The 15,236-nt window shown below is 67.0% G+C and carries 14 protein-coding genes; 10 read left to right on the top strand and 4 right to left on the bottom strand.

Features of this window, described 5'->3' with window-relative positions:
* The first annotated feature begins 93 nt into the window (after positions 1 to 93).
* Both H4O13_02975 and H4O13_02970 read left to right on the top strand, forming a co-directional pair.
* Entirely contained in the window at positions 94 to 366 is a 273-nt protein-coding gene (locus H4O13_02975; protein ID MBE5314347.1) for a hypothetical protein, read from the top strand.
* Positions 363 to 2,681 (top strand): hypothetical protein, encoded by a 2,319-nt coding sequence (locus tag H4O13_02970; GenBank protein ID MBE5314346.1) that lies wholly within the window; start codon positions 363 to 365, stop codon positions 2,679 to 2,681. The genes H4O13_02975 and H4O13_02970 overlap by 4 nt, the downstream gene beginning before the upstream one ends.
* Before the next feature lie 173 nt (positions 2,682 to 2,854).
* Here the strand turns inward: H4O13_02970 and H4O13_02965 are convergent, their stop codons facing one another.
* A complete protein-coding gene (locus tag H4O13_02965) occupies positions 2,855 to 3,865 on the bottom strand; it encodes an isocitrate dehydrogenase (GenBank protein ID MBE5314345.1) in 1,011 nt (336 codons plus the stop codon).
* Between the two features lie 533 nt (positions 3,866 to 4,398).
* On the opposite strand from H4O13_02965, the gene H4O13_02960 reads away from it, so the two are divergent.
* Complete coding sequence (locus tag H4O13_02960; GenBank protein ID MBE5314344.1) at positions 4,399 to 5,436, top strand: hypothetical protein; 1,038 nt, start codon at positions 4,399 to 4,401, stop codon at positions 5,434 to 5,436.
* Between the two features lie 286 nt (positions 5,437 to 5,722).
* Here H4O13_02960 and H4O13_02955 read toward each other — a convergent pair whose 3' ends face one another.
* The 3 genes from H4O13_02955 to H4O13_02945 all read right to left on the bottom strand — a co-directional run bounded on the left by H4O13_02955 (position 5,723) and on the right by H4O13_02945 (position 7,913).
* The gene (locus H4O13_02955; GenBank protein ID MBE5314343.1) at positions 5,723 to 6,256 is read right to left on the bottom strand and encodes a regulatory protein RecX; all 534 of its coding nucleotides are present in this window, start codon (positions 6,254 to 6,256) and stop codon (positions 5,723 to 5,725) included.
* Positions 6,249 to 7,277, bottom strand: a complete 1,029-nt coding sequence (recA, locus tag H4O13_02950; protein MBE5314342.1) for a recombinase RecA — start codon at positions 7,275 to 7,277, stop codon at positions 6,249 to 6,251. The genes H4O13_02955 and recA overlap by 8 nt, the downstream gene beginning before the upstream one ends.
* A gap of 132 nt (positions 7,278 to 7,409) precedes the next feature.
* Positions 7,410 to 7,913 (bottom strand): CinA family protein, encoded by a 504-nt coding sequence (locus H4O13_02945; protein ID MBE5314341.1) that lies wholly within the window; start codon positions 7,911 to 7,913, stop codon positions 7,410 to 7,412.
* 186 nt (positions 7,914 to 8,099) lie between these two features.
* On the opposite strand from H4O13_02945, the gene miaB reads away from it, so the two are divergent.
* From miaB to H4O13_02910, 7 genes are all read left to right on the top strand, one after another.
* Positions 8,100 to 9,458, top strand: a complete 1,359-nt coding sequence (gene miaB / locus H4O13_02940; GenBank protein MBE5314340.1) for a tRNA (N6-isopentenyl adenosine(37)-C2)-methylthiotransferase MiaB — start codon at positions 8,100 to 8,102, stop codon at positions 9,456 to 9,458.
* Complete coding sequence (locus H4O13_02935) at positions 9,455 to 10,504, top strand: PhoH family protein (GenBank protein ID MBE5314339.1); 1,050 nt, start codon at positions 9,455 to 9,457, stop codon at positions 10,502 to 10,504. The genes miaB and H4O13_02935 overlap by 4 nt, the downstream gene beginning before the upstream one ends.
* A complete protein-coding gene (ybeY, locus tag H4O13_02930; GenBank protein MBE5314338.1) occupies positions 10,501 to 10,947 on the top strand; it encodes an rRNA maturation RNase YbeY in 447 nt (148 codons plus the stop codon). The genes H4O13_02935 and ybeY overlap by 4 nt, the downstream gene beginning before the upstream one ends.
* 76 nt (positions 10,948 to 11,023) lie before the next feature.
* Positions 11,024 to 12,085: a dTDP-glucose 4,6-dehydratase gene (gene rfbB, locus H4O13_02925; protein ID MBE5314337.1), complete on the top strand. Its 1,062-nt coding sequence runs from the start codon at positions 11,024 to 11,026 to the stop codon at positions 12,083 to 12,085.
* Positions 12,086 to 12,215: 130 nt separating this feature from the next.
* Complete coding sequence (rfbA, locus tag H4O13_02920) at positions 12,216 to 13,094, top strand: glucose-1-phosphate thymidylyltransferase RfbA (GenBank protein ID MBE5314336.1); 879 nt, start codon at positions 12,216 to 12,218, stop codon at positions 13,092 to 13,094.
* Complete coding sequence (gene rfbC, locus H4O13_02915) at positions 13,091 to 13,642, top strand: dTDP-4-dehydrorhamnose 3,5-epimerase (GenBank protein ID MBE5314335.1); 552 nt, start codon at positions 13,091 to 13,093, stop codon at positions 13,640 to 13,642. The genes rfbA and rfbC overlap by 4 nt, the downstream gene beginning before the upstream one ends.
* A 183-nt stretch (positions 13,643 to 13,825) precedes the next feature.
* Complete coding sequence (locus H4O13_02910; GenBank protein MBE5314334.1) at positions 13,826 to 15,232, top strand: mannose-1-phosphate guanylyltransferase/mannose-6-phosphate isomerase; 1,407 nt, start codon at positions 13,826 to 13,828, stop codon at positions 15,230 to 15,232.
* The last annotated feature ends 4 nt before the right edge of the window (positions 15,233 to 15,236 follow it).

Here is a 15,236-nt window from a genome sequence, read left to right as displayed (position 1 = left end):
AGCCGTACACGCACTCTCTGTCACAGGCTCCACGGACGCACATTCTCGCGCCCCGGCACGCTGAACATTCCCCTCCAAAGAGGACCCTTCCCGATGTCCAAACCTCTTCTCATCTTGGGCAGTCTGCTGTCGCTGCCTTTCAGCTCGTCAGCCTTCGCGGCCAAGCCCGAGTTCCACTCGATGTTGATCCCACCCGGAAAGTCAGCGCGCGACGTGAAGCCTCGCCTGCAGGCGCGCGCGGACGAGCCGGTCGTGCTTGAGCTTCGCGCCCATCGACATGCCGACGGCAGCCTGCACTTCGAGTGCGATCACGAGCACCCGACGCCAGCGGGGAGCGAGACGAACGCCGAGGAGGAAGCACCGTGAAGCGTGTTGCGATTCCTCTTTCGCTGCTTTGCGCTGCCTCGCCTTTGGCCGCATTCGCCCAGTCCACCGGCATCCCCCTCGTCCCCGGCCAAGTGCAGACCGTGCAGCTGCCAGCCAGCGGGCTCAGCACCTCCTGGGTGGTGGACGTGCCCGCGGGCGCCAAGCACATGCGCGTGGAACTGCAGGCAAGCAACCCTGCGCGGGATGTCGATCTCGTGCTTCGAAAAGGCAGCCCCTTCGATCTCCGCATCGAGGGCGCCGTTGATGTCGATCAGCTGTTCGACCAGGCGCACTACCGCTCGGTCAGTTCTGCAGGCGATGAGTTCATCGTTGTCAGCGACGTCAACGCGGTGCCGCTCGCGCCAGGGCGATGGCACATCGGCGTGCTGAACTTCGAGAGCAGCCCGATCGACGCGCGTCTTTCGGTACGTTTCGCCAATGAACCGGAGTTCGCAGATGTCCAGTTCGTCTTCGACGACCCCGGAACAACCCAACGCCCGTGCGACGTCAGCGGTTGGACTGACGCCACCCCACGCACTCCTGAGCGCGGCAACTCCGGAACGACGCTGGGCGAACAGCGTCGTGAAGCCGCGCGGGAGGCCGCACGATTGCTCACAGAGCAGCTCAAGCCGCGGGTGCCGGTGAGAGTGCAAGCGTGCTGGTCCGACCTCGGCGACGCCACCGGCAACCGATTCACCTTGGCGCAGGCTGGAGCGCAGTACCTCTTCCTCAACGACATCGGATTCGGCTCGCACTTCCCGGCCTTCGAGCGCGACTACACCTGGTTCGCCGCCGCTGCGGCGGCGCAGCAGCTCGGCACGAGCATCTGCCGAATCGATGGCGGAATCCGCTGCGGCAGCGGGTTCGATGTCCGTGCCACCTTCAACTCGAAGTTGGATCTGCCGGGCGCTGCGCGCTTCGACTACGGCATCACCGCCACCGGCAGCGGCGCCAACTTCGTCTCTGTGGCGATGCACGAGATCCTGCATGGCTTGGGCATCTTCGGCCTGATCAACCTGGAAGAGGATGCCGATGGCCCCGTCGGCGCCAAGCTCAGACTGATCAGCGGTGCTCCCGCCTGGGACGACATCTACGGCGCGCGCACGGTGTCGGTCAATCCGGAGAACGGCAGCTTCAGCGAGTTTCTTCGAATCACGGACGCGGATCGGGCGGCAACGCTGTCCACCCCAGCGCGTTTGCGATTCGCCGGCGAGCGAGCAGCAGCCTCGGCGTCAACGCTCAACTTTGCGCCGCCGGAAAACTTCATCCGTCTGCACGCACCCGCCACGATCGAAGTCGGCTCGACCTACTCTCACATCCAGAGTCAGAGCAGCTATGGCGTACAGCTCATGTACCCGACCATTGGCAGCGCCGCTCCGCGCTCGCTCGGCATTGCCGGAGGCATGCTCAGAGACCTGGGCTGGCGCGACACCCCGGCCGCCGACAGGGCGTTCAGCCGCGCGCCGAGCTATCAGTTCTATGACCCGGCGCGGAGCGGGCACGGCATCGACTTCCGACTGATCTCACCCAGCATCACCGGCCGCGATGCACAGTACTTCCTGGGCTTCTACACCTTCGACGCAAGTGGAAATCCGGAGTGGTACATCTCGACCGGGCCGATCGTGGATGGCGTCTTCGTGCCGGCCCGCAACAGCTTTGGCGACTCCTTGCTGCGGCAGAACTACCTCGGCCCGAACAACTCGGTCTCGGACAGCAGCGCGGGCTACACCGGCACGATCCGCATCAACTTCAACAACGCCCGCCTGCACCCGGCCTGCCAGGATGGTCATCCCGCTCGAAGGCTCGACGGCCCGCTCGCGGTGATGACGGCGCGCATCAACGGCGAACGAATCCAGTGGTGCATGCAGCCCGTCGTGCTGCCGAGCCGCGTGCAGCGTGACTTCAGCAGCATCTGGTACTCGCTGGGCGATAGCGGCTGGGGGCTTGCGCTGCAGAGCTTCGATGGCTCGGCAAGTGCAGGAGCCGCCGCGGACGGGCTGTTCTCGATCCTGTTCTACGCCGACGCCACGGGCAAACCGCGCTGGGCGATTGGCCAGGTCACCGACTTCCGCCCCGGTCAGCCGCAGCCCCTGCGGCAAGTCAGCGGCTACTGCCGGACCTGTCCTTCCACCAGTGGCATCCAGCTGTCCGCCCCGATTGGCAGCATGACCTTGGACCTTATCCAGGGTGGCGCAGGGGCGCAGGGGAACCGAATCAGCTTCGACATCACCTATCCGGGCACCGAGGGTGGCAGATTCCAGCGCAGCAGCGTGAACCTCTTCCCGAACAGCGACCCGTCGCTGGGTGCCAACTGAGGTTCGAGCCACGCCACTCGCCTGGCTTTGCTCAACAGAGTCAGTTAAGTGTTCGATACTCGCGAGTCCGGTGCCGATCCGGACTCGCTCGATCGCCTCGCGGCCTAAAGGCAGAAGCGGCGTGCTCGCACACGCCGCCTCTGGCGCTTTCGGGGCGATACCGGGACCTGCGTTCAGGCGGTGGCACGTTCCGCGATCGCGCGGGCGAACTCGGTGGTGCTGCCGGTGCCGCCAAGGTCCGGAGTGACACGGTCGCGGGCCTCCAGGGTGGCGACGATCGCGGCGCGTAGGCGCTTGGCTGCCGGCTCCATGCCAAGGTGACCCAGCATCTGAGCTGCGCCCAGCAGGAGCGCGCAGGGGTTGGCGATGCCCTGGCCGGCAATGTCCGGAGCCGAACCGTGCACCGCTTCGAAGATTGCCGCGTTCGCTCCGATGTTTGCGCCCGGCGCGAGACCCAAGCCGCCCACCAGGCCCGCGCAGAGGTCGGACACGATGTCGCCGAACAGGTTGGTCGTGCAGATGATGTCGAACTGTTCCGGGCGCATCACCAGCTGCATGCACGTGTTGTCAACGATCATCTCGTTGCACTCGATGTCCGGATAGAGCTTGGCGACTTCGCGCGCAACCTTGAGGAACAGGCCAGACGTACTCTTCAGGATGTTGGCCTTGTGGACGATGGTGACCTTGCGTCGGCCAGCGCTGCGAGCGAGTTCGAAGGCGTAGCGGACGATACGCTCCGAGCCCTTGCGGGTGATCTTCTGCGTCAGCGTGGCGACCTCGCCGTCTGGAGACACCGTCTGGCCCTCTCCGATATAAGCGCCCTCCGTGTTCTCGCGGACGGTGATGATGTCAATCCCGCTGTAGCGCGCCTTGGTGTTGGGAAACGAGATCGCCGGGCGCACGTTGGCGTACAAGTCGAAGCGCTTGCGCAGCTCGACATTGATCGAGGAGAAGCCCTCGCCCACCGGCGTGGTCAGCGGGCTCTTCAGGGCCACGCCCAGGCGGGCGATGGTCTCAAGCGTGGCGGCAGGCAGCAGCTCGCCGTGCTTTTCCAGCGCCACCATGCCGGCGTCGACGAACTCGTACTGCAGGCCCAGCTGCATCGCGTCCAGCACGTGGAGGGTGGCGTCCATGATTTCGGGGCCGATGCCGTCGCCGCGGATCACCGCGATAGTGGTGCTCATAGGTGGGATTCCGTTTGCCTGTCTCGAACGAGGGACAGGACCCGGGGTCGGGTCCTGGGAATGATCCGATGGGCGCGCCCGGGTGAGCGCGGCCTGGCCGCTAACGCTAACGGGCGCGCGGCGGACCCGCCATTATCCGAAAGACGCAAAGCCAGCGGAACCCGCCCAGGGTCATTCGATTCAGGCGCGGTCCGAGAGGCTTCAGGACCTTCTCCAGAATGCACCTGAAGACGGCGAAGCGGCCCGGCTCAGGCAAGCTCTGATTCATCAGAGCTTGCTGCGCGCCTGGAACGGTGCGCGGATCGAGCACGCAAGTACTTGATCCAGCGAGAGTGAGTCCCGACCCGCGCCGGACTCACGCCGTCTGATCAACTCCGGATGGAGTTGTTCAGACCGTGCTTGGAAGAAGCCGCGCACGCAACCTGCTACATTGCTAGCCGTTTTCTTCGCATCGACCTCTCTTCATGTTGCGTACTTGCGCCCTCCTTCTCGCGATCCTGCTTCCGGTGTCGGCGTCTGCCGCGGGGGCGAAGATGACCCTGTTGGAGGCGGCGTCTGCCCAAGGCCAGCCTTTCGATCTGCGCATCGAAGACACCTGGCCGAACAGCTGCATACCGCAGCTGGAGTCGATCGAGGTGACCGGACTGGATGTCTGGGTGGTCGCGCGCGACGCCGGTGAGGGCCGCGTCTGCGGTCAGGCGCTGACGGGCTACAGCCTTGACACCCGACTGCTCGCCGACAATCGCGAAGGCATCCAGGTCACCGGCGTACAGCGCGTGCATTTTGTGGTTCGATCCGCGGCCGGCCTGCGTCTGCGTGGGTTCGACTTGGTGGCGATGGGCGAGAACCTGGCGCTCGCTCCGGAGCCGGAAAGCGGCTACTGGTGGGCAGATCCTGCGGTCACGAGCCCATGGGCGGGGCGAGGCATCGGCCTCAATCTCGAACGACAGGGCACGACGTTGAGCGGCGTTCTCTACGGCTACGGCACGGCCGGAGAGCCGGAATGGGGTCTGGGGGCCGGCAGCATCGGTCCGCACTTTACCCGGCTTGGCTTGAGCCGGCTCTCCGACGGCGCAGGTCCGGCCGAACCGTATCGGGAGCCGCGCTCCGTGCAGACCCTCGGCTCAATGCTTCTGGAGCCCGCCTCGCCCTCGCGGGCCCGACTGTGGCTGGTGTACCAGGAGCCCGAGATCGGCGACCTCAGCCTTCGGCAGATCGAGCTTGTGCGCTTCGGCTTCGAGGGGTCTCCCGCCCGCGTCTGGGGCACAGGCGAGTGGCTCCTGTTGCCTGCAGCAGACGGCGAGGGGCGCGCGACGACTCGCACGATTGCGTTCTCCGGCGTCGAGGTCGACGCTAGCGGCTTCACGCTTCTGGATCCTGACCAAGGTGCCGCGCTCGACTGCCGCATGGCCGGAGCCAACGCGGAGCGCGTGCCGGAGCTGTGCCAGCTCAGCCTGGTGGATGCCGACGAAACGGTGGAGTACAGCTTCGATCGCATCGGTCTGCGGCGTATGCAGGGCACCGACGCAGAGGGGCGCACCGTGCGCCTGATCCACCTCGACGCGAACTGAAATCCGCAAAAGGCAGCATCGCTACGAGTCGCGCAGCCGGCTGCACATTCGCCGGTGGCCTTGAGTGCATTGGCGCCTCACGCCGATGTGGTGCTCGCCCCGAGAACCCGGGCCGTGCTGAAGACTTCAGTGCTGCCGCGAGCCACGGCAGCCGTGCTCGCGGATCGAGCACGCAATGCTTGAAGCAGCGAAAGCGAGCCCGGTAACGCCGGAGTCGCGACCACCTATAGGGTCCAGCACGGACGGGATCCGTGCAGCCTCAGTCGCGGTCACGACGTCTTGGGGCTCAGACATCGTCTCCCACCGAATCGCTGCCCTCCAGATCGTCGCCCTCCAGGGGGCCTTCGCTCAGCCGAGCCAGCACCTCCCACACGACCGCCTGCGGAAAGCCTCGGCGCAGCAGGAAATCCGCGAGCCTGCGCCGCACCTGGGGGTCGGCGGGATCGCTCCCGCGCAGCCGTCGCGCGGCCAGGCCAAGCGCGCGGGCACTCCAGTCCTGATCCGCACGCGCCGCCTCGATGGCGCACTCGGCCAAGCCTTCCGGCAAGCGGTGTTGGCTCAGCTCGGCCTTGAGCCGCAGCGGGCCGCGCCCGCCCGAGGCTCGCGCACGCACCAGCGCCTCGGCGAAGCGCGCGTCGTCCTGCAGACCCTGCTCAGCCAGCCGGGCCACGGCCGCCTCCACTTCATCGGCCGCAAAGCCGCGCTCCAGCAGCTTCCGCTTCAATTCGTGCGCGGAGTGCTCGCGCCGCGCCAGCAGGGCCACGGCGCGCGTCAGCGCCGACGCTGAGCGTCGGCGCATCGAATCCTCACCTTCAGCCATCCGCGGAGTCGTCGCCCGGCACCGCGACAGACGGCACGAACAGCTCGCGCAGCTTGCCTTCGAGCTCGGCGGCCGCTGCCGGATTGTCCTTCAGCCACTGGCGGGCGTTCTCCTTGCCCTGGCCGATGCGCTCGCCGTTGTAGCCGTACCAGGCGCCCGACTTTTCGACCAACTTGGCATCGACGCCCATGTCGATCAATTCGCCCTCGCGGCTGATGCCTTCGCCGTAGAGGATCTCGGTAACGACCTGCTTGAAAGGCGGCGCCATCTTGTTCTTGACGACCTTGATCTTGGTCTGGTTGCCGATGATCTCGTCGCCCTTCTTGACCGCGCCGATGCGGCGGATGTCCAGGCGCACCGAGGCGTAGAACTTGAGCGCGTTGCCGCCGGTGGTGGTTTCCGGGCTCTGGCCCGGCATCATCACGCCGATCTTCATGCGCAGCTGGTTGATGAAGATGACCAGGCAGTTGCTGCGCTTGATGTTGCCGGTGAGCTTGCGCAGCGCCTGGCTCATCAGGCGCGCCTGCAGGCCGGGCAGCTGGTCGCCCATGTCGCCTTCGATTTCGGCCTTCGGCGTCAGCGCCGCGACCGAGTCGATCACCACCATGTCGACGGCGTTGGAGCGCACCAGCATGTCGGCGATCTCCAGCGCCTGCTCGCCGGTATCGGGCTGGCTGACGAGCAGGTCATCGACGTTGACGCCGAGCTTCTGCGCATAGGTGGGGTCAAGCGCGTGCTCGGCGTCGACGAAAGCGGCGGTGCCCCCCAGCTTTTGGCACTGCGCGATGGCCTGCAGGGTCAGCGTGGTTTTGCCCGAGGACTCGGGGCCATAGATCTCGACAACGCGCCCTTTCGGCAGGCCGCCGATGCCCAGCGCGATGTCCAGCATCAGCGAGCCGGTGCCGATGACCTCGGCCTTCTCGATGGCCTGATCACCCATGCGCATCACCGCGCCCTTGCCGAACTGCTTTTCGATCTGGGACAGGGCTGCAGAGAGAGCGCGCTTCTTGTTGTCGTCCATGGCGGATCCTTGACGGCTGAGTCGTTGAAAGTGCGGGGAGACTGCGGAGGCGCGTTCTCAGAAGCTGAGACCACCGCCGCGGGGCAGGCGCAAAGTATCCCACACGTTCGTGTGGTGACTTCGGTGAAAGGCTTACCCCGGGGTCGGAATTGCAAGGATTCCGCGTAGGGCAACCGCCACCGTCTGCCGCCGGATCGCCTCGCGGTCGCCTTCGAAGTGGTGCAGCTCGGCGCGCGGGTAGCCGCCGCGCCGCTTCCAGGCCAGCCAGACGGTGCCGACCGGCTTGTCCTCGGTGCCGCCGCTGGGCCCGGCGATACCGGTCACCGCCACCGACACCGTGGCGCCGGCGTGGGTCAGCGCGCCGGAGACCATTTCCAGCACCGTCTCGCGGCTGACCGCGCCGTGCTCAAGCAGGGTGTCCGGGCGCACGCCAAGCAGGCCCTGCTTGGCTTCGTAGCTGTAGGCGGCGATGCCACACTCGAACCAGGCGGAACACCCCGGCACGTCGGTGACCACCTTGGCAATCCAGCCGCCGGTGCAGCTCTCGGCCGTCACCAGCGACAGGCGCTCGGCCTGCAGGCGCGCGCCTACGCCAGCGGCCAGCTGCAGCAGCTCGGCATCAGTGGGAATGTGCATGGGGGGCGCATCGGACTCCGGACGGTCCGCCAGCATGGCCAGCGGGCCGGGCCGGCACAAGGCCCGATCGCGTGACGGCCCGCCGCGAGTAGCCGCAAGTGTCTGTCGGGCCTACAATTGCCGGCTTCGCCGGCGCCCTCGCAGGAAACAGTGCGCCGTTCCACTCTTTCGCAAGGTGCCCCGCCCATGGCCGGCAAACTCTTCGTCAAGACCCACGGCTGCCAGATGAACGAGTACGACTCGGACAAGATGGCCGCCGTGCTGGCCAAGTCGCACGGCCTCGAACTCACCGAGAACGAGGACGAAGCGGACGTCATCCTGGTCAACACCTGTTCGATCCGCGAGAAAGCGCAGGAGAAGGTGTTCAGCCAATTGGGCCGCTGGAAGCAGCTCAAGAAGAAGAACGACAAGGTCATCATCGGCGTCGGCGGCTGTGTGGCGAGCCAGGAGGGCGAGGCCATCCTGAAGCGCGCGCCCTACGTCGACCTCGTGTTCGGCCCGCAGACCCTGCACCGCCTGCCCGAGATGATCGAGGCCAAGCGCGAGACCGGCCGCCCGCAGGTCGACATCAGCTTCCCCGAGATCGAAAAGTTCGACCGCCTGCCCGAGCCGCGCGCCGAAGGCCCCACCGCGTTCGTTTCGATCATGGAAGGCTGCAGCAAGTACTGCACCTTCTGCGTGGTGCCTTATACCCGCGGCGAGGAAGTGAGCCGGCCTTTCGAGGACGTGCTGGTTGAGGTCGCGCAGCTGGCCGAGCAAGGCGTGAAGGAAGTGAACCTACTGGGCCAGAATGTCAACGCCTACCGCGGCGCACTCGATCGGAATGACGCCGAGGCCGGCACCGCCGACTTGGCCGACCTGATCCGCGCGATCGCCGAGATCCCGGGCATCGGCCGCATCCGCTACACCACTTCGCATCCCGTCGAGTTCAGCGACAGCCTCATCGAAGCGCATCGCGATGTGCCGCAGCTGGCGTCCTTCGTGCACCTGCCGGTGCAGGCGGGCTCGGATCGCATTCTGGCGGCGATGAAACGCGGCCACACCGCGCTGGAGTACAAGGCCAAGATCCGACGCCTGAAGGAGGCCAAGCCGGGCATCTCGATCAGCTCGGACTTCATCGTCGGCTTCCCCGGCGAGAGCGAGCGCGACTTCGAGGCCACCATGAAGCTGATCGAGGACATCGGCTTCGATCAGAGCTTCTCCTTCATCTATTCCTCGCGCCCCGGCACGCCCGCCGCCAACCTGCCCGACGAGACGCCGGCCGCGGAGAAGAGCGCGCGCCTCGCCCGCCTGCAGGCGGCGATCGACGCCAATGCGAAGAAGATCTCGCAGGCCATGGTCGGCACCGTGCAGCGCGTGCTCGTCGAAGGCCCGAGCAAGAAGGACCCGAACGAGCTGACCGGCCGCACCGAGAACATGCGCTTCGTGAACTTCGCCGCCCCGGCTCGACTCGTCGGCCAGTTCGTGGACGTGCTGATCACCGAGGCCATGAGCAACTCCCTGCGCGGCCGCGTACGGCTGCGCGACGGCGCGGAGGCGGCGTGAGCGGCAACGCACTCGTCCAGCGCGACTTCGTGCTTGAGCCCGACAGCCTGGAGCGACTGGCCAACCTCTGCGGCCCGCTGGACGAGCACCTGCGCCAGATCGAGCTGCGTCTGGGTGTGGAGATCGCCAACCGCGGCAACGTGTTCCGGGTGATTGCCGAAGAGCCCCTCGCGGAAAAAGCCGAGCTGCTGCTGCGCGATCTGTACGCCGACACCGAACAGGAAGTGCTGAACGCGGGTGCGGTGCATCTGCGGCTGCAGGACGCCGGCGTCGATGCTCTGGTCGAGCGCACGGTCGCCGACGCCGCGCGCGGCGCGCAGGAGGTCGCGATCAAGGTCAAGCGCGGCGTGGTCAAGGGCCGCGGCCCCAACCAGGCGCGCTACCTGCACGCCATCGCCACCCACGACATCAACTTCGGCATCGGCCCCGCCGGAACCGGCAAGACCTTTCTCGCCGTGGCGATGGCCGTGGAAGCGCTGAACGAGAACCGCGTCCAGCGCCTGATGCTCGTGCGCCCTGCCGTCGAGGCCGGTGAAAAGCTCGGCTTCCTGCCGGGCGATCTGAGCCAGAAGGTCGATCCCTACCTGCGTCCGCTGTACGACGCGCTGTACGAAATGCTCGGCACCGAGCGCGTGGCCAAACTGCTGGAGCGCAACGTCATCGAGATCGCACCGCTGGCCTACATGCGCGGACGCACCCTCAACGACGCCTTCGTGATTCTGGATGAAGCGCAGAACACCACGGTCGAGCAGATGAAGATGTTCCTGACCCGCATCGGCTTTGGCGCCACCGCGGTGATCACCGGCGATCTCAGCCAGATCGACCTGCAGCGCGGCCAGAAGTCGGGCCTGCGCGATGCGCTGGAGGTGCTGAAGGACGTGCCGGGCATTTCGTTCACCTTCTTTACCGCCAGCGACGTGGTGCGGCATCCGCTGGTGGCGCGCATTGTCCGCGCCTACGACCGCCGCGACGAGGTGCGCGAGCTGGCCAAGCGCGAGGCGCAGGCGGCCAGTGCTGAGGCCGCGACGCCGAAGGCCCAGGCATGAGCCGCATCGACGTCAGCTACGGCTTGCCGCGCGCGGGGCTGCCGGCCGCAGGCACGCTGCGCGCCTATGTCGAAGCCGCGCTGGCGGGCCGCCGCGAGGACGGCGAGCTGTCGGTGCGCATCGTCGACGCTGACGAAGGCCGCGCGCTGAACCGCGACTACCGCGACAAGGACTACGCCACCAACGTGCTGAGCTTCCCGGCCGAACTGCCGCCGGGGGTGCCGCTGCCGATCCTCGGCGACCTCGTGCTGTGCGCGCCGGTCATCGCCCGTGAAGCGGAAGAACAGGGCAAGCCGCTCAAGCACCACTACGCGCACATGCTCGTGCACGGCGTGCTGCACCTGCTCGGCCATGACCACATGGACGAGGACGAGGCCGAGGCCATGGAGGCCATCGAGCGCGGAGTGCTTGCGGGCCTCGGCATTCCGGATCCCTACGCGTGAGCCCGGGCTGCGCTGACCAAACTTCCCGAGCGTTCCGCGGTCTTGCTCCGCTCTTCACCCTGGACCTTTCTTTCGCATGAGCACACTTCTGGTCACCGGCGGCGCCGGTTTCATCGGCGGCAACTTCGTCCTGCAGCAGGTGGCCGCGGGCCATCGCATCGTCAACCTCGATGCCCTGACCTACGCCGGCAACCGCGACACGCTGGCCGGCCTCGACGGCAACCCGAACCACGTCTTCGTGCAGGGCGACATCGCCGACCGCGCGCTGGTGCGCCGACTTCTGGCCGAGCACCGCCCCGATGCGATCGTGAACTTCGCTGCCGAAAGCCACGTTGATCGCAGCATCGACGGCCCCGGCGCCTTCGTGCAGACGAACATCGTCGGCACCTTCCAACTGCTCGAAGCCGCGCGCGGCTGGTATGCGGAGCTCGATGAGACCGCACGCGGCCGCTTCCGCTTCCTGCATGTCTCGACCGACGAGGTCTACGGCTCGCTGGGCGAGACCGGCAAGTTCAGCGAGACCACGCCCTACCAGCCGAACTCGCCCTACTCGGCCTCGAAGGCCGCGTCCGACCATCTGGTGCGCGCCTATCACCACACCTACGGGCTGCCGGTGCTGACCACCAACTGCAGCAACAACTACGGCCCCTTCCAGTTCCCGGAAAAGCTCATCCCGCTGATCATCCAGCGCGCGGTCGCCGGTGAACCCCTGCCCGTCTACGGCGACGGCCGCAACGTGCGCGACTGGCTCTATGTCGGCGACCACTGCCGCGCGATCGCACGCGTGCTCGAAGCCGGCCGCGTCGGCGAGGTCTACAACGTCGGCGGTGACGCCGAACGCCAGAACATCGAAGTGGTGCGCACCATCTGCTGCCTGCTGGACGCGCGCCGTCCGCGCGCCGACGGGCAGCCGCGCGAATCGCAGATCGCCTTCGTCAAGGACCGCCCCGGTCACGACCGCCGCTACGCCATTGACGCCAGCAAGCTGAAGTCGGAACTGGGCTGGGCGCCTTCGCGCAGCTTCGAGCAGGGCATTGAGGAAACGGTCGACTGGTACCTGCAGCACCAGGATTGGGTGCAGCGCGTGCTGGACGGCAGCTATCGACTGGAAAGAATCGGGCGAGGCGACGCGTGCTAGCGGACACCCGGTGGGTGTCCGCTGCGGCGCCGAGCGCCCAGCCAAGGATGGCTGGGCAGGGCTGTGCTATTGCGACAGGCTTGCGCCATGGATGGCAACCGCTGACGACTGAGAACTTCGGAACGCGCTCATGAAAGGCATCATCCTCGCCGGCGGCTCCGGCACCCGGCTGTATCCGATCAGCCAGGCGATCAGCAAGCAGCTGCTGCCGGTCTACGACAAGCCGATGATCTACTACCCGCTCAGCACCCTGATGCTGGCGGGCATCCGCGACGTGCTGGTGATCAATACACCGCACGAGCAGGCGCTGTTCAAGCAGCTGCTCGGCGACGGCAGCCAGTGGGGCATGCGCATCGATTACGCCGTGCAGCCCAGCCCCGACGGACTGGCGCAGGCGTATCTGATCGGTCGTGAGTTCGTCGCCGGCCAGCCAAGCTGCCTGGTGCTGGGCGACAACATTTTCTACGGCCACGGTTTCTCAGAGCAGCTCCGCCGCGCCTCGACCCTGCAGAACGGCGCGGTGGTCTTCGGCTACTGGGTGCGCGATCCGGAGCGCTACGGCGTCGCCGAGTTCGATGCCAGCGGCACCGTGATCGGACTCGAAGAAAAGCCGAAGACACCCAAGTCGAACTACGCGGTCACAGGCCTGTACTTCTACGACGGCCGTGCCCCCGAGTTCGCTGCCGAGCTGAAGCCTTCTTCGCGCGGCGAGCTGGAGATCACCGACCTCAACCGGCGCTATCTGGAAGACGGCAGCCTGAAGCTCGAAAAGCTCGGTCGCGGCTATGCCTGGCTCGACACCGGCACGCACGAATCCCTGCTGCAGGCCGGCACCTTCGTCGAGACCATCGAGGCGCGGCAGGGCCTGAAAATCTGCTGCCCGGAGGAGATCGCCTACATGAACGGCTGGATCAACGCCGCCCAGCTCGAAGCCCTCGCGCAGCCGCTGCTGAAGAACGGCTACGGCCAGTACCTGATGAGCCTGCTCAAACTGGGGCTGGCCAAATGAAGGTGATCGAAACCGACCTGCCCGGCTGCCTGGTGATCGAACCGCGCGTGTTCGGCGACGCCCGCGGCTTCTTCTTCGAGCAGTGGAACCAGCAGCGCTACGCCGAGCACGGCATCGTGATGGACGCCGTGCAGGCCAACCTCTCGCGCTCGGCGCGCGGCGTGCTGCGCGGTCTGCACTACCAGCTGCCGAATCCGCAGGGCAAGCTGGTCTCGGTGCTGGAGGGCGAGGTCTACGACGTTGCCGTGGACATCCGCCGCGGCTCGCCGACCTTCGGCAAGTGGGCGGCTGTGGTGCTCAGCGCCGCCAACCAGCGTCAGTTCTGGATTCCGCCCGGCTTCGCCCATGGCTTCGCGGTCACTTCGGAGTTCGCGCTGTTCCAGTACTTTTGCAGCACGCCCTATGACGCCGTCGCCGACAAGGGCATCCGCTGGGACGACTCCGCACTGGCGATCGACTGGCCGGTGGCGGCCCCCGAACTGTCGGCCAAGGACCGCGCTGCGCCGCTGCTGGCCGAGGTGCCCACGGATCGCTTGCCGGTCTACTGAGAGGCGCCCGCGTCGCTTCGCAGGCTCAGGCCGGCGGCGTGCGCGAGCTGCGGCCGCAGCCGACCGCAGGCCGGTCCACGCGCGAGCGCGCTGCCACCTCGGGCGCTTGGCCGCACAGCCAGCGCTTCGCAGAGGTGGCCTGCGCTACCCTTCCCGCCCATCTGAACGATCACGCTCAAGGCCATGCAGGACATCCTTCCCGTCATTCTCTCCGGGGGCTCCGGCACCCGCCTGTGGCCGCTCTCGCGCGAGTCGTATCCGAAGCAGTTCCTGCCGCTCACTGGCGAGGACAGCCTGCTGCAGGCGACCTGGAAGCGCGTGGCCACGCTGACTCCCTGTCGGCCGATCGTGGTCGGCAACCTCGACCACCGTTTCATGATCGCCGAGCAGCTGCGCGAGGCCGGCGTCACGCCGGCGTCGATCCTGCTCGAACCGGTGGGCCGCAACACCGCGCCCGCCATTGCGGTTGCGGCTCTGGAAGCCACCCGCAGCGGTGAGGATGCGCTGCTACTGGTACTGCCTTCGGATCATCTGATCCAGCAGGTCGAGGCCTTCCACGCGGCGGTGCACGCAGCCACGGCGGCGGCCGCAGCCGGCCAGCTGGTGACCTTCGGGGTGGTGCCGACCTCGCCCGAAACCGGCTACGGCTACATCAAGGCGACCGAGGGCAGCGGTGCGCGTGCGGTCGAACGCTTTGTCGAGAAGCCCGATCTCGCCACGGCGCAGAACTACGTCGCCTCCGGCCAGTACTTCTGGAACAGCGGCATGTTCCTGATCCGCGCCAATCGCTACCTGGAAGAGCTGGGCCGTCTCGCGCCGGACATGCTCAGCGCCTGCCGGGACGCTCTGAATGGAGCGCGCCGCGACGAGGATTTCGTGCGCCTCGATGCCGCGGCCTTCGCAGGCTGTCCTGCCGATTCCATCGACTATGCGGTGATGGAGCACACCCCGCATGCCGCCGTGATTCCGCTCGACGCCGGCTGGAGCGATGTGGGCTCCTGGGGAGCGCTGTGGGAGGTCAGCCCCAAGGACGCCCAGGGCAATGCGCATCGCGGCGACGTCATCGCCATCGACTGCCGCAACACCTACGCCCACGGCCAGCGCCTGATCACCCTGATCGGGCTGGAGGACGTCGTGGTGGTGGAAACCGACGACGCCCTGCTGGTCGGCCAGCGCGACCAGCTGCAGAAGGTCAAGGATCTGGTCGGCACGCTGAAGTCCGACGGCCGCAGCCACGCGGTCTGGCACCGCAAGGTCTACCGCCCCTGGGGCGCCTACGACAGCATCGACTCGGGCGAGCGTTTCCAGGTCAAGCGCATCACGGTCAAACCCGGCGGCAGCCTCAGCCTGCAGATGCACCACCACCGCGCCGAGCATTGGATCGTGGTCAGCGGCACGGCCCGCGTGACCCGCGGTGAGGAAGTGCTGCTGCTCACCGAGAACCAGAGCACCTACATTCCGCTCGGCGTGGTCCACCGGCTGGAGAACCCCGGCAAGCTGCCGCTGGAGATGATCGAGGTGCAGTCGGGCAGCTACCTGGGCGAGGACGACATCGTCCGCTTCGAGGATGCCTACGGCCGCATGGCGTGAGCCG

The organism is Lysobacterales bacterium (assembly GCA_014946745.1).
GTDB lineage: Bacteria > Pseudomonadota > Gammaproteobacteria > Xanthomonadales > Xanthomonadaceae > Aquimonas.
The sequence above is the reverse complement of the archived record's forward strand: the minus strand, read 5'-3'. Positions and strand labels throughout refer to the sequence as shown.

Coding starts and splice junctions, on each gene's coding strand:
- H4O13_02910 (MBE5314334.1), top strand. CDS start 13,826: ATGCAGGACATCCTTCCCGTCATTCTCTCCGGGGGCTCCGGCACCCGC.
- H4O13_02965 (MBE5314345.1), bottom strand. CDS start 3,865: ATGAGCACCACTATCGCGGTGATCCGCGGCGACGGCATCGGCCCCGAA.
- rfbC (MBE5314335.1), top strand. CDS start 13,091: ATGAAGGTGATCGAAACCGACCTGCCCGGCTGCCTGGTGATCGAACCG.
- rfbB (MBE5314337.1), top strand. CDS start 11,024: ATGAGCACACTTCTGGTCACCGGCGGCGCCGGTTTCATCGGCGGCAAC.
- H4O13_02960 (MBE5314344.1), top strand. CDS start 4,399: ATGACCCTGTTGGAGGCGGCGTCTGCCCAAGGCCAGCCTTTCGATCTG.
- miaB (MBE5314340.1), top strand. CDS start 8,100: ATGGCCGGCAAACTCTTCGTCAAGACCCACGGCTGCCAGATGAACGAG.
- rfbA (MBE5314336.1), top strand. CDS start 12,216: ATGAAAGGCATCATCCTCGCCGGCGGCTCCGGCACCCGGCTGTATCCG.
- H4O13_02955 (MBE5314343.1), bottom strand. CDS start 6,256: ATGGCTGAAGGTGAGGATTCGATGCGCCGACGCTCAGCGTCGGCGCTG.
- ybeY (MBE5314338.1), top strand. CDS start 10,501: ATGAGCCGCATCGACGTCAGCTACGGCTTGCCGCGCGCGGGGCTGCCG.
- recA (MBE5314342.1), bottom strand. CDS start 7,277: ATGGACGACAACAAGAAGCGCGCTCTCTCTGCAGCCCTGTCCCAGATC.
- H4O13_02975 (MBE5314347.1), top strand. CDS start 94: ATGTCCAAACCTCTTCTCATCTTGGGCAGTCTGCTGTCGCTGCCTTTC.
- H4O13_02945 (MBE5314341.1), bottom strand. CDS start 7,913: ATGCACATTCCCACTGATGCCGAGCTGCTGCAGCTGGCCGCTGGCGTA.